The following is a 14040-nucleotide window of genomic DNA, read 5'->3' on the forward strand; positions in this document are numbered from 1 at the left end:
CCGGGGGGCGTCGTCGTCTCGTCGCCGGGCGTCGCTCGACGTCGTCTCGTCGCCGGCGTCGCGCTCAGCGCAGGACGGAGCCCGGGCGCGACTCCTGCCGCCAGGTCGTCGTCGACCCGCCGCGCAGGAGGGCGATGTCGACCTCGCGGAGCACCTCGGAGACGTCGCGGAACCCGCGGATGCTGCCGAGCGCACCGACGCGGATGCGCGCGCCGAGCTCGTGGCGCAGCTGGTCGAGCAGCTGACCCACCCGTCCTGGCACGCCGCCGGGCCCGACGTCGTCGAGCAGGACCGCGAAGTCGTCCTCGGCGATGCGCGCCGGGGTGTCGCCCTCCCGCAGCGGCCGACGCAGCCGGCGCACGAGCTCGCGGTGCAGGTCGAGGTGGACGTCGCCCTCCTCGTGCCGCCCCTGGGTCGGGATCGCGTGGTCGTCCGCGACGCGCACGAGCACGACCGCGCAGTCGTACGACGGCGAGCGGCGCGTCCGCAGCAGCGCGGAGGCGAGCCGGTCGAGGAACAGCAGCCGGTTCACCAGACCCGTCTCGGGGTCGTGCAGCGCGTCCCGCTGGAGCGCGATCTCGGCCTCCTTGCGCTCGGTCACGTCGACGAGCGCCCCGACCAGCCGGGCGGGGCAGCCCGCGTCGTCGAGCACCGTCACCGCGCGGCACAGCATCCAGCGGTAGTCGCCCGACGACGTCCGCACGCGGTGCTCGAGCTCGAGCGGCGTGCCGGCGCCCGCGAGCTGCGACGCGATGGCCGCGGACAGGTCGTCGCGGTCGGCGGGGTGCACGCGCTCGAGCCACTCCGCGGGCGAGTCGCCGATGACCTCGTCGTCGTAGCCGAGCGTCTGCTTCCAGCGCGGCGAGTAGTACACCGTGCCCGCCGAGACGTCCCAGTCCCACGTGCCGTCGTGCGCCGCCATCGACGCGAGCGCGTACCGCTCCTCGCTCGCGCGCACCGTGTCCGCGAGGGAGCGTTCCCGCGCAGCGGCCTGCTCGAGCGCCCGGCGCTGCTCGCGCAGCGACGTGAGCAGGCGCTCCTGGTCCAGCGCGACCGCGAGCAGCGCCGCCCAGTGGTTGAACCGGTCGCGCGCGCTCGTCGCCCGCGTCTCCGCGGTGCCGTCGATCGCGAGCAGACCCCAGTCGCTGCCGCCGAACGTCACCGGGACCACGAACGTCAGCTCGTTGCTGCCGACCGTCCCCGCGCGCGTGAGCGCCGCCGGCGGGAACTGGCTCGCCGTCGTGCGCATCCCGACGAGGCGCGACAGCGTGCCCGACGTGTCGTGCACGCCGACGATCTCCATCTCCCGGTCCCCGGGGCCACGATCGGCGCCGAGCCACAGGCCGAGGCACGCGTGACCGCGCACGCCGCGCGGCAGCCACCCGAGCGCCCGCGGGCTCGCGCCGTCGCCGCGCAGCAGGTCCATGTCGACCTCGTACTGGTCGACGATCGTCCGCTCGAGCTGACCGCTGCGCGCGAGCATCGCCCGCGTGCAGCCCTTGGTCAGCGCCAGCAGGACCTCGGTCACCGCGCGCCGCACGGCGGTCTCGTGCTCGGGCCGTGGCAGCGCCGCGAGCGTCGCGCTCTCGATCCCGCGCAGGCACGTCACGAGCTGCTCGAGGGCCTCGGGGTGCGGCTGCATCGCGGCCGTGAGGTCCGCGAGCCGCGCGAGCGTCGCCGGCGCAGGCACGGCACCGCGCTCGGCCGCGGCCTCGAGCGGCTCGACGACGGCGTGCCACCACGTGTCCCGCGGCGCGCTGCCCGCGCGTCGGCCCGCACCCGCACCGACCGGTCCCACGAACGCTGTCTCGGCGAGCGCCCGGAGCACCTGGTGACCGCCCGCGACGCCCGTGGGCTGGTCGGCGGCCGAAGCCGGCCCCACCTCGGTGCAGCCGCACGACTCGCGCAGCACGAGCGTCGACGGCGTCCGGTACTCGCCGCCCACGATCTCCTCGCCCCGCATGCGCGCGAGCAGCAGCGACACCGCCGTCTCGCCCACGCGGTCGTAGTGCGCGTCGACCGTCGACAGGCGCGGCGTCACGCGTGCACCCGAGTCCGCGTGGTCGAACCCGATGACGGCCTGGTCCCGCGGCAGCACCAGGCCCGCCGCACGGAGCGCGCGCTGGAAGCCGATCGCGTTGCGGTCAGTCGCCGCCACGACGGCCGTCGTCTGCCGGCCCAGCGCCAGCATGCGTGCCGCGGCGTCCGCGCCACCCTGCTCGTGGTTGTCCGTCGCGTCGTACCACCACGCCTCGGCGGGCTCGATCCCGTGGTCCGCGAGGGTCGCGCGGTAGGCCGCGAAGCGTTCGCGCATGTCGCGCTGCGTGAGGCAGCCGACGAACCCGATCCGCGTGTGCCCGTGCCCGACGAGGTGGTCCACGGCCGCCCGCACACCCGCGGTGTTGTCCGGCACGACGACCGGGTCGTCCTGCGACGTCGGCTCCTCCGACACCAGCACCAGCGGCACGCCCCACTGCTGCACCGCCGCCAGCCGGTCGGCGCGCAGCGCCTTGCCGACGACGACCAGGCCGTCGACCGCGCCCAGCGCGACGGGGGCGTCGAGGATCGACTCGTCGGGGTACCGCTCGCGGTCGAGGCCCGCGGGATAGGTCTGGACGGCGACGACCCGATGGCCCGCCGCGCGCGCCGCGCGGGCGACGCCGGCGATGAGCGCACCGAAGTAGAAACCCCCGACGACCGGCGACAGCACACCGATGGTGCGCCGTGCCGTCGGCGACACCGGACCGCGCCGGACAGTCCCCATGGTTGCTCCTCGCCTACGTCGTCGGAGTCGAGATGGTGCAATTGTGCCGCATCGGGCGACACACTAGGTGATCGTGGTCACACCTGCATATGACTCGTCCACCGATGGAAGCACTCCGACCCCCTCCGGGCCGGGACCGCTTCCACCGTCCACCCCGGCGCCGAGGCGTCCGACGATCACCGACGTCGCCCGCGCGGCAGGCGTCTCGATCGCGGTCGTCTCGTACGCCCTGAACGGTCGTCCCGGCGTCTCGGCCGCCACGCGTGAGCGTGTGCTCCGCGTCGCCGACGAGTTCAACTGGCGGCCGAGCGCGGCGGCCCGCTCGATGCGCACCGGTCCACGGGCGGTCGGGCTCGTCGTCGACCGCGCCGGTGCGGGCCCGGCGGCGCAGGCGACCGGCGTGCTCGAGTTCGTCACCGCCATCCAGGAGGTGCTCGCGACCCGGAACCTCGCGCTCGTGCTGCAGATCGTCGACGGTCCCGAGGCCGCCGTGGCGCTGTACGGCGAGTGGTGGGCCGAGCGGCGGTTCGACGTCATGGTCGTGACCGACGTCCTCGTCGAGGACCCGCGCATCGACGCGCTGCGCCGGCTGCGGGCGCCCGCGGTCGTCGTCGGCGGCTCGCCCGAGGACCACGACCTCGCGAGCGTGCGCGTCGACGAGGGGGACGCCTACGCGCGTGTCGCCCGGTACCTCCTCGAGCTGGGCCACCGGAACGTCGCCGCCGTCACCGCGCCCGACGGGCTCGCCCGCACGCGGTCGCGTGTCGGCGCGCTCGCGCGGGTGCTCGACCCGGCGGGCGGGCACCTCCAGCACGAGGCGACCGCGGGGACCGCCGAGGAGGCGGCCGTCGCGACGCGACGCCTGCTGACGGCGGGGCGCCCGCCGACCGCGATCGTGTTCGACTCCGACCAGATGGCCATCGCGGCGCTCGACGTGGCGCGACGCACGGGTCTCGCGGTGCCGTGGGACCTGTCGGTCGTCGCGGGCTCCGACTCGGCGCTGTGCCGGCTCGCGACGCCGTCGGTCACGACGCTGCCGTCGGCGGAGCGCGACCTGGGCCTCGCGACCGGCGAGGCGGTCCTCGCGGTGCTCGACGGCGACACCCGGGTACGGCGCGAGCTGCAGGTCGGCGGGCTCGCGGTGCGCGGCAGCACGGGTCCGCGGAGCCGCTGACCAGCGGCTTCGCCACCCCGTGCGGGCGTCGATCGGGTAACGAATGGGTAACGCGGGATGCTTAAACGATTTGCCCCATGCCGTCCCGATCGCGGTGCGTGTTGAGGTAGCCGCCAGTCGCCGTGGACTCCCCCCGGGCGACTCGCGCCCGACCGGGACGGTCCGCTCGGGTGTGCCGATCGACACCCGGAGGACCACGTGTCCACACACGGCAAGCGAGCGACGGTGAGGCGGCGGCTACGTGCCGCGGCGACCGTCGCCACGGCGACGGCACTCGCCGCCGTCCCTCTCACGACCCTGGCGACGAGCGCGAGCGCGGCGCCGACCCATGTCGACAACCCCTACTCGGGCGCGGTGCAGTACGTGAACCCCACGTGGTCCGCCTCGGTCACCGCCGCCGCGGGCCGGCAGAGCGCCGACCCGACCCTCGCCGCGAAGATGCGGACGGTCGCGACGCAGCCCACCGCCGTCTGGATGGACCGGATCTCCGCGATCACCGGCAACGCCGACGGCAACGGCCTGAAGTTCCACCTCGACAACGCCGTCGCGCAGCAGAAGGCCGCGGGGAAGCCGCTCGTCTTCAACCTGGTCATCTACGACCTGCCCGGCCGCGACTGCTTCGCGCTCGCGTCCAACGGCGAGCTCCCCGCGACCGACGCGGGCCTCGCGCGGTACAAGACCGAGTACATCGACCCGATCGCGGACCTCCTCGACAACCCGGAGTACGAGAACATCCGGATCGCCGCGACCATCGAGCCCGACTCGCTGCCGAACCTGGTCACGAACATCTCGGAGCAGGCCTGCCAGCAGGCGGCGCCGTACTACCGCCAGGGCGTCAAGTACGCGCTCGACAAGCTGCACGCGATCCCGAACGTCTACAACTACATCGACATCGGCCACTCCGGCTGGCTCGGCTGGGACAGCAACGCGGGTCCGTCCGCGACGCTGTTCGCCGAGGTCGCCAAGACGACGACCGCGGGCTTCGCGTCGATCGACGGCTTCGTCTCCGACGTCGCCAACACGACGCCGCTCGAGGAGCCGCTGCTCACCGACTCGTCGCTCACGATCAACAACAACCCGATCCGGTCGTCGAAGTTCTACGAGTGGAACTTCGACTTCGACGAGGTCGACTACACCGCGCACATGCACAAGCTCCTGGTCGCGGCGGGCTTCCCGTCCACGATCGGCATGCTGATCGACACGTCGCGCAACGGCTGGGGCGGCCCGAACCGTCCGACGGCGATCACGGCCAGCACGGACGTGAACACCTACGTCGACGCGAACCGCGTGGACCGTCGTGCGCACCGCGGCGCGTGGTGCAACCCGCTCGGTGCGGGCATCGGCCGGTTCCCCGAGGCCACCCCGTCCGGCTACGCCGCGTCGCACCTCGACGCGTTCGTCTGGATCAAGCCCCCGGGTGAGTCCGACGGTGCGTCGTCGGAGATCCCGAACGACCAGGGCAAGCGGTTCGACCGCATGTGCGACCCGACGTTCGTCTCGCCCAAGCTGAACAACCAGCTCACCGGTGCCACCCCGAACGCGCCGCTCGCCGGCCAGTGGTTCGAGGAGCAGTTCGTCACGCTCGTGAAGAACGCGTACCCGGTCATCGGCCAGACGGACCCGGGCAACGACACGCAGGCGCCGACGGTCCCGACGGGCCTCACCGCCGGCACGACGACGTCGACCTCGGTGCCGCTGTCGTGGACCGCGTCGACCGACAACGTCGGCGTCACCGGCTACGACGTGTACCGCGGCACGACGCTCGTGGGCACCTCGACCACGACGAGCTACACGGTCACGGGCCTCACGCCCGCCACGGCGTACTCGTTCACGGTCCGTGCCAAGGACGCGGCGGGCAACGTCTCGTCCGCCTCGACCGCCGTCTCCGCCACGACGCAGTCCGGCACCGTCACCGACACGCAGGCGCCCTCGGTGCCCGCGGGTCTGACCGCCGGCACGACGACCACCACGTCGGTCCCGCTGTCGTGGACCGCCTCGACCGACAACGTCGGCGTCGCGGGCTACGAGATCCTGCGCGGCTCGACCGTGGTCGGCACGTCCACGACGACGAGCTTCACGGTCACCGGTCTCACCGCCGGCACGACGTACTCGTTCTCGGTGCGGGCCAAGGACGCCGCGGGCAACACGTCGGCCGCCTCCACCGCCGTCTCGGCGACGACCAAGACGGACACCGTGGTCGACACGCAGGCGCCGACGGCGCCGACGGGTCTCGCCGCGGGCACCGCGACCAGCACGACGATCCCGCTGTCGTGGAGCGCGTCGACCGACAACGTCGGCGTCACGGGCTACGACGTGTACAGCGGCTCGACGCTCCTCGGCTCGACCACCACGACGAGCTACACGGCGACCGGTCTCACCGCCGGCACCACGTACTCGTTCACGGTCAAGGCGAAGGACGCCGCGGGCAACGTCTCGACGTCGTCGTCGGCCCTGTCGGCCTCGACGCTGCCGAGCAACCCGACCGGTGGATGCACCGTGAAGTACACGGCCAGCTCGTGGAACAACGGATTCACCGCCTCGGTCCGCGTGACGAACAACAGCACCAGCGCGCTCAACGGCTGGTCGCTCGGCTTCTCGTTCGCCAACGGCCAGAAGGTGACGCAGGGCTGGAGCGCCGACTGGTCGCAGTCGGGCTCGGCCGTGACGGCCAAGAACGCGGCGTGGAACACCACGCTCGGCGCGAACTCGTCGGTCGAGATCGGCTTCAACGGCTCGCACTCGGGCACGAACAACGCACCGACGGCCTTCACGCTCAACGGCGTGGCCTGCACCGTCGCGTGACCTGACGTGCTCGCCGCACCGACCGCATGACGGGCGGGGGTCCTCCGGAAAGTCCCGGGGGACCCCCGCTCCGCGTGCCCACCCGGCCGCACCACCGGGCTCGCCCGGCCGGGACCCACCGGCCGGACCGGATCGACCCGAGGAGAACCACGTGCACTCCCCCCTCCGTACCCGCGTGCGCGCGGCGGTCACGGGCCTGCTGGCCGCGACCGCCCTCACCGCGCCGCTCGCCCTGGTCGCCGCGCCTGCACAGGCGGCCGCCGGCGACGACTGGCTCCACGTGCAGGGCAACACGATCGTCGACGCGTCCGGGAAGGAGGTCGTGCTCTCCGGCGTCAACTGGTTCGGCTTCAACGCGAGCGAGCGCGTCTTCCACGGCCTGTGGTCCGGCAACATCACCGAGATCACGCAGCAGATGGCGAACCGCGGCATCAACACGGTCCGCGTGCCGATCTCGACGCAGCTGCTGCTCGAGTGGAAGGCGGGCACGTTCCTCAGGCCGAACGTGAACACCTACGCCAACCCCGAGCTCGAGGGCAAGAACAGCCTGCAGATCTTCGAGTACTTCCTGACGCTGTGCCAGAGGTACGGCATCAAGGTGTTCCTCGACGTGCACTCCGCCGAGGCCGACAACTCCGGGCACGTCTACAACATGTGGTGGAAGGGGTCGATCACCACCGAGGACGTCTACGCCGGGTGGGAGTGGGCGGCGGCGCGCTGGAAGAACGACGACACGATCGTCGGCGCCGACATCAAGAACGAGCCGCACGGCACGCAGGGCTCGACCGAGCGTGCGAAGTGGGACGGCACGACCGACAAGGACAACTTCAAGCACTTCGCCGAGACGGCGTCGAAGAAGATCCTCGCGATCAACCCGAACTGGCTCGTGTTCGTCGAGGGTGTCGAGATCTACCCGAAGGAGGGCGTCTCGTGGACCTCGACCGGGCTCACCGACTACTACGGCACGTGGTGGGGCGGGAACCTGCGGGGCGTGCGTGACTTCCCGATCGACCTGGGGGCGAACCAGGACCAGCTCGTGTACTCGCCGCACGACTACGGGCCGCTCGTGTTCGACCAGAAGTGGTTCCAGAAGGACTTCGACAAGGCGTCGCTGACCGCGGACGTGTGGGGCCCGAACTGGCTGTTCATCCACGACGAGGACATCGCGCCGCTGCTCATCGGCGAGTGGGGTGGCCGGCTCGGCCAGGACCCGCGGCAGGACAAGTGGATGGCCGCGCTGCGCGACCTCATCGCCGAGCGGAAGCTCAGCCAGACGTTCTGGGTGCTCAACCCGAACTCGGGTGACACGGGCGGCCTGCTGCTCGACGACTGGAAGACGTGGGACGAGGTCAAGTACTCGACCATGCTCAAGCCGACGCTGTTCCAGCACGGCGGCAAGTTCGTCGGCCTCGACCACGAGGTGCCGCTCGGCGGCGTGGGCTCGACCACCGGCATCTCGATCTCCCAGGTGGGCGGCGGCACGTCGGACACGACCGCGCCGAGCGTCCCCGGTGGCCTGAAGGCGGGCACGCCGACGGCGTCGTCGGTGCCGTTGTCGTGGACGGCCTCGACGGACACCGGCGGGTCCGGCGTCGCGGGCTACGAGGTGTACCGCGGCTCGACGCTCGTCGGGACCACGACCTCGACGTCCTACACCGTGACCGGCCTGACGGCCGACACCGCGTACTCGTTCTCGGTGCGGGCCAAGGACGGCGCGGGCAACGTGTCGGCGGCGTCCACCGCGGTGTCGGTGCGCACGGCGGCCGGCACGGGCGACACCACCGCGCCGAGCGTGCCGACGGGCCTCACGGCGGGCACGGCGACCAAGACGTCGGTCCCGCTGACGTGGACCGCGTCGACGGACACCGGTGGCTCGGGCCTCGCGGGCTACGACGTCTACCGGGGCACGACGCTCGTCGGGTCGACGACCACGCCGTCGTACACGGTGACGGGCCTGACCGCGGGCACGTCGTACTCCTTCACCGTCCGGGCGAAGGACGCGGCGGGCAACGTGTCCGCCGCGTCGGCGGCGCTCACGGCGTCGACCGCGCCGGACGTCGCGACCGGGTCGTGCTCCGTGGCGTACACGGCCAACGGCTGGTCCAGCGGGTTCACGGCGGCGGTCAAGGTCACGAACACCGGGACGACCGCGCTCAACGGCTGGACGCTGGCGTTCGACTTCCCCAGCGGCCAGACCCTGACGCAGGGCTGGAGTGCGACGTGGGCGCAGTCCGGTGCGAAGGTCACGGCGACCAACGCGGACTGGAACCGGGTCCTCGCGCCCGGGGCGAGCGTCGAGATCGGGTTCAGCGGGACGCACACCGGCTCGAACACCGCGCCGACCGCGTTCACGGTCAACGGGGCGAGCTGCACCCGCTGACCTCTCCGGTGGGTGCGTCGGACGTGGAGGCCGGCGGACCCGCCCTCGGCGCCGGTGGGACGGGCTCAGCCCCGTGCCACCGGCGCCGTCGCGTCAGCCCTGCGCGTCGAGCAGCCGACGCAGCTCGGCGAGGAAGGCGTCGACGTCGGCCTCGGTCGTGTCGAACGCGCACATGAGCCGCACCTCCCCGCTCTCCGGGTGCCAGTCGTAGAACGTCCACGTGCGCCGCAGCTCGGCGGACACCGCACGCGGGAGCGTCACGAAGACGCCGTTGGCCTGTGTCGGGAGCGTCACGTGGACGCGGTCCCCGAGCGCGTCGAGCCCGGCGCGCAGGCGCGCGGCCATCGCGTTGGCGTGCTGCGCCGACCGCAGCCAGAGGTCGCCCTCGAACAGGGCGACGAGCTGCGCGGACACGAACCGCATCTTCGACGCGAGCTGCATGTTCATCTTGCGCAGGTATGCGAGCCCGGGGGCCGCGGCCTCGTCGAGGACGACGACCGCCTCGCCGAACAGCAGCCCGTTCTTGGTGCCGCCCAGCGACACGACGTCGACGCCGGCGTCCGTCGTGAACGCGCGCAGGGGCAGGTCGAGGGCGGCGGCCGCGTTGGCGATACGCGCCCCGTCGACGTGCAGCCGCAGGCCCAGGTCGTGCGCCTGGTCGGCCAGCGCGCGGACCTCGTCGGGCGTGTAGAGCGTGCCGAGCTCGGTGCTCTGCGTGATCGACACGACGCCGGGCTGCGCGCGGTGCTCGTCCCCGAAGCCCCACGCCTGGCGGGCGACCAGCTCGGGCGTGAGCTTGCCGTCCGGTGTGGGGACCGTGAGCAGCTTGAGCCCGCCGACACGCTCCGGCGCGCCGTTCTCGTCGGTCTGGATGTGCGCGGTCTCGGCGCACACGACGGCGCCCCAGCGGGGCAGCAGCGCCTGGAGCGACAGCACGTTGGCGCCCGTCCCGTTGAACACCGGGTACGCCGTCGCGCCGGCACCGAAGTGCGCCCCGACGACCTCCTGGAGCCGCGCGGTGTAGGCGTCCGCGCCGTACGCGGTCTGGTGGCCGCCGTTCGCGTCGACCAGCGCGCTGAGCACCTCGGGGTGCGCTCCCGCGTAGTTGTCGGAGGCGAAGTCACGGCGGTCGGCGTCGTGGAGTCGTGTCACTCCCCCAGTCTCCCCCGGCCCGACGGGTGCCCGGGACACCTGTCGGGCGGCACGAGGGCGCCTGCGGCATGATCCCCTGCGACACGACCGAAGGAGGCACCGTGCCCGCGCAGGACCAGCTGCACGACGAGGACCGCAACGAGACGTTCACGGAGCGGATGGACCGGAACTGGAACGAGCTCCTGCAGGAGCTGCGCGTCACGCAGACCGGCACGCAGATCCTCACGGGTTTCCTGTTCACCATCCCGTTCCAGCAGCGGTTCGCGGACCTCGACGCGTACCAGAAGGACCTCTACCTCGTGCTGGTCGTGCTCGCGGTCCTGGCGACGGCGCTCCTCGTGGCGCCGGTGAGCCTGCACCGGGTGCTGTTCCGCAAGCGGCTCAAGCCCGAGCTCGTCGCGGCCGCCAACATCTTCGCGCGGCTCGGGCTCGTGGTCCTGGCCCTCGTGCTCGCGGGCTCGACGATGCTGCTGTTCGACGTCGTGGTCGGGCGTCAGGCGGGGTTGCTCGTGGGGGGCGTCTCGCTCGTGGTGCTCACGTCCGCGTGGTGGCTCGTGCCGCGCCTCATGCGTCGCGCGGCGGGCTGAGCGGGCGCTGGCGCGGTCAGGACGCGGCGGCCGCCCGGCACGAGGCGCACGTCCCGACGAGCTCGATCGTGTGGTCGACGTCGGCGAACCCGTGCGCGGTCGCGACCTGCGCGGCCCACGCCTCGGCCTGCGCCGCGTCGATCTCGACGGTCCGCCCGCACGACCGGCAGACGAGGTGGTGGTGGTGCGTGCGCTGCGCGCACCGGCGGTAGACGGACTCGCCGTCCTCGGTGCGCAGGACGTCGACCTCGCCCGTCTCGGTCAGGCTCTGCACCGCGCGGTACACGGTCGCCAGGCCCACCGACGAGCCGCGTGAGCGCAGCAGCTCGTGCAGCTGCTGGGCGCTGCGGAACTCGTCCAGACCCGCGAGCAGGTCGAGGATCTCGGCACGCTGCCGCGTCTGCCGTACCACCGCCATCACGTGCCGCTCCTTCATGAGACTCGTTCGCATCATAGTGGACGCGCACGAGACAGGGCCGGGCCCGACCTCGACGGTCGGACCCGGCCCTGAGTCGGGTGTCAGCCCTGGACGGCGCGCTTGAGGGCGCTGCCCGCCGTGAGCTTCACGCGGTAGCCCGCGGGGATCTCGAGCTTCTCGCCCGTCTGCGGGTTGATGCCCGTGCGGGCCGAGCGCTCGGCGCGCGCGACGGCGAGGAAGCCGGGGATCGTCACGGACTCCCCTGCGGCGAGCTGCTCCACGAGGACCTCCTGGAAGGCCTTGAGGACCTTGTCGGCCTCGGCGTTGGCGGTGCCCGCCTTCGCGGCCACGGCCTGGACGAGCTCGGTGCGGTTGACGCTCACGAGATGTGTGCTCCTTGTTGACTCGGTTCCTGCGGACCCTGGACGGGCCTGGACCCGTCGGGCGCGCGGCGACACCGCGTGACCGGGGGCTGCGCAGACCCTAACGCGTCCACCCGTGCGCTTCCGCACGTCCGACCGGGCGTGTCAGCGGTGCGATCGCTCACGCAGCCGCTCGACGGGCCACGTCGTGATGACCCGCTCCGGGTCGATCGCGTGCTGCGCGGCCCGCTCGCACCCCGCCGTCAACCAGTCCAGCTGACCCGGCGCGTGCGCGTCGGTGTCGATGCTGAACAGGCAGCCGACCTCGACCGCGACCGCCAGCAGGTCGTGCGGCGGGTCCAGGCGGTCGGGGCGGCAGTTGATCTCCACCGCGACGCCGTGCTCGGCGCACTCCTCGAAGACCCGGCGCGCGTCGAACTCGCTCTGCGGGCGCTGCCGGCCCGTCAGACGCCGGCCGGTGCAGTGCCCGAGGACGTCCGTGCGGGGGTTGCGCACCGCCGCGACCATGCGCTCCGTCATCGACCGCGAGTCCATCCGCAGCTTCGAGTGCACCGACGCGACCACCACGTCGAGCTCGTCGAGCAGGTCCGGGTCCTGGTCCAGCGCGCCGTCGTCGAGGATGTCGCACTCGATGCCCGTGAGGACTGTGAACGGCGCCACCGCGCGGTTGAGCGCCGCGACCTGCTCCAGCTGCGCGCGCAGGCGGGGTGCCGACAGGCCGTTCGCGACCGTCAGCCGCGGCGAGTGGTCGGTGATCGCGAGGTACTCGTGCCCGAGGTCGAGCGCCGCCAGCACCATCTCCTGGATCGGCGTCGCGCCGTCGCTCGCCTCGCTGTGCGCGTGCAGGTCGCCGCGCAGCCGCTCCCGCAGCGCCGCGACCGCAGGCTCCGGCGCCTCCCCGGCCGCCGCCTCCGCCTCCAGCCGCTCCAGGTACTCGACCGGCTTCCCGCGCACGACCAGCGACACGACCTCGGCCGTGCGCGCCCCCACCGACGGCAGGTCGGTCAGCGCGCCCGCCTTCGCGAGCGCCACGACCCGGTCCGGCGCCGTCCGCTCGACCGACGACGCCGCCGCGCGGAACGCCTCGCTCCGGTACCCGCTCGCCTGCGCGCGCTCCAGCAGGAACGCGATCCGGCGCAGCGCCGCGACCGCGTCGTCCCGCAGCGCCGCAGCCGTCACGACGCCTTGCGGCGCGTGCGGCGCGGCGTCGGCTCGTCGCCCTCGGCCTTCGACGTGGCCTTGGCAGCGGGCTTCGCCTTCGCGCCGTCAGCCGCCTTCGCGCTCCCGGAGGACTTCGCGCTCCCGGAGGACTTCGCGCTGCTCGACGACGTCGTCCCGCTCGACCTGGTCCCGCTCGACGCCTTCGACGTCGACGCCTTCGTGCCCGAGGACCTCGACGACCGCGCGCCGGTCGACCGCTTCGCACCGCCGTCCGACGCGTCCTCGTCACCCTCGTCGACGTCGTCCGTCCCCGTCCGCGCCCGCGGCTTCTCCTCCGCCGCCGGCTCGTCGGCACCGCCCCGCGAGCCCCGCGCCTTCTCGACGCTGCGCTGGAGCGCCGCGAGCAGGTCGACGACCTCGCCACCGCCCGACTCGCCCTCCTCGCCCGCGGGTGCCGGCACCGCACGCGTGTCGCCCGTCTGGATCTTGGTCTCGATCAAGGTCTCGAGCGCCGCCGAGTACCGGTCCTCGTACTGCGTCGGGTCGAAGTCGGCCGCCAGGGAGTCCACCAGCGACGACGCCATCGCGAGCTCCTGCGGCTTGACCGACACGTCCCCGTCGAGGATCGGGAAGTCCGCCGCCCGCACCTCGTCCGGCCACAGCAGGATCTGCATGCAGATCACCTTGTCCCGCACCCGCAGGACCGCCATCGACTCGCGCTGCCGGATCGCGACCTTCACGACCGCCATCCGGTCCGCCTGCTCGAGCGCACCGCGCAGCAGCGCGTACGGCTTCGCCGCCGTCTTCTCCGGCTCCAGGTAGTACGTCTTGCCCAGCAGGATCGGGTCCACCTGCTCCGCCGGCACGAACTCCATGACCTCGATCTCGCGCTCCGTCGACAGCGGCAGCCGCGAGAAGTCCTCGTCCGTCAGCACCACGAGCTCGCCGTCGTCGGTCTCGAAGCCCTTCGCGATCTCCCGGTACTCGACCTCCTCGCCGTCGATGCTGCACACCTTCCGGTACCGGATCCGGCCACCGTCGGCCTTGTGCACCTGGTGCAGGGTCACCTCGTGCTCCCCCGTGGCCGCGTACAGCCGCACGGGCACGTTGACCAGCCCGAAGGCGACCGCGCCCTTCCAGATCGCTCGCATCGTCGACCACCTCCGTCGGTTCGGCGGCACCGCCTGCCGGGCACGCCCCGGCGAGCCCGCGACGGACG

The 14040-nt window shown here is 72.9% G+C and carries 10 protein-coding genes; 4 read left to right on the forward strand and 6 right to left on the reverse strand.

What is annotated here, in order from left to right:
• Positions 1-64 precede the first annotated feature (64 nt).
• A complete protein-coding gene (locus CTKZ_RS01120) occupies positions 65-2764 on the reverse strand; it encodes a substrate-binding domain-containing protein (protein WP_124341203.1) in 2700 nt (899 codons plus the stop codon).
• 73 nt (positions 2765-2837) lie between these two features.
• On the opposite strand from CTKZ_RS01120, the gene CTKZ_RS01125 reads away from it, so the two are divergent.
• The 3 genes from CTKZ_RS01125 to CTKZ_RS01135 all read left to right on the forward strand — a co-directional run bounded on the left by CTKZ_RS01125 (position 2838) and on the right by CTKZ_RS01135 (position 9120).
• A complete protein-coding gene (locus tag CTKZ_RS01125; protein WP_235843111.1) occupies positions 2838-3938 on the forward strand; it encodes a LacI family DNA-binding transcriptional regulator in 1101 nt (366 codons plus the stop codon).
• Positions 3939-4136: 198 nt separating this feature from the next.
• Positions 4137-6740: a glycoside hydrolase family 6 protein gene (locus tag CTKZ_RS01130; RefSeq protein WP_124341204.1), complete on the forward strand. Its 2604-nt coding sequence runs from the start codon at positions 4137-4139 to the stop codon at positions 6738-6740.
• Between the two features lie 151 nt (positions 6741-6891).
• Positions 6892-9120 carry a cellulase family glycosylhydrolase gene (locus CTKZ_RS01135; protein ID WP_124341205.1) on the forward strand — a complete coding sequence of 743 codons (2229 nt, stop codon included), beginning with the start codon at positions 6892-6894 and terminating at the stop codon, positions 9118-9120.
• Positions 9121-9213: 93 nt separating this feature from the next.
• On the opposite strand, the gene CTKZ_RS01140 is transcribed toward CTKZ_RS01135, so the two are convergent.
• Entirely contained in the window at positions 9214-10272 is a 1059-nt protein-coding gene (locus CTKZ_RS01140) for a threonine aldolase family protein (RefSeq protein ID WP_124341206.1), read from the reverse strand.
• Positions 10273-10373: 101 nt separating this feature from the next.
• On the opposite strand from CTKZ_RS01140, the gene CTKZ_RS01145 reads away from it, so the two are divergent.
• Positions 10374-10859, forward strand: a complete 486-nt coding sequence (locus CTKZ_RS01145) for a DUF6328 family protein (protein ID WP_124341207.1) — start codon at positions 10374-10376, stop codon at positions 10857-10859.
• 16 nt (positions 10860-10875) lie between these two features.
• Here CTKZ_RS01145 and CTKZ_RS01150 read toward each other — a convergent pair whose 3' ends face one another.
• The 4 genes from CTKZ_RS01150 to ku form a co-directional block, all read right to left on the reverse strand.
• A complete protein-coding gene (locus CTKZ_RS01150) occupies positions 10876-11295 on the reverse strand; it encodes a Fur family transcriptional regulator (protein WP_269467829.1) in 420 nt (139 codons plus the stop codon).
• A gap of 83 nt (positions 11296-11378) precedes the next feature.
• Positions 11379-11660, reverse strand: coding sequence for an HU family DNA-binding protein (locus CTKZ_RS01155; RefSeq protein WP_124341208.1), 282 nt, complete (start codon positions 11658-11660; stop codon positions 11379-11381).
• A 144-nt stretch (positions 11661-11804) separates the two neighbouring features.
• Complete coding sequence (locus tag CTKZ_RS01160) at positions 11805-12839, reverse strand: PHP domain-containing protein (protein WP_124341209.1); 1035 nt, start codon at positions 12837-12839, stop codon at positions 11805-11807.
• Positions 12836-13972, reverse strand: coding sequence for a non-homologous end joining protein Ku (gene ku, locus CTKZ_RS01165; protein WP_124341210.1), 1137 nt, complete (start codon positions 13970-13972; stop codon positions 12836-12838). Before ku ends, CTKZ_RS01160 begins: the two co-directional genes overlap by 4 nt.
• Positions 13973-14040: the final 68 nt, after the last annotated feature.

Source organism: Cellulomonas algicola (assembly GCF_003851725.1).
GTDB classification, from domain to species: domain Bacteria; phylum Actinomycetota; class Actinomycetes; order Actinomycetales; family Cellulomonadaceae; genus Cellulomonas; species Cellulomonas algicola.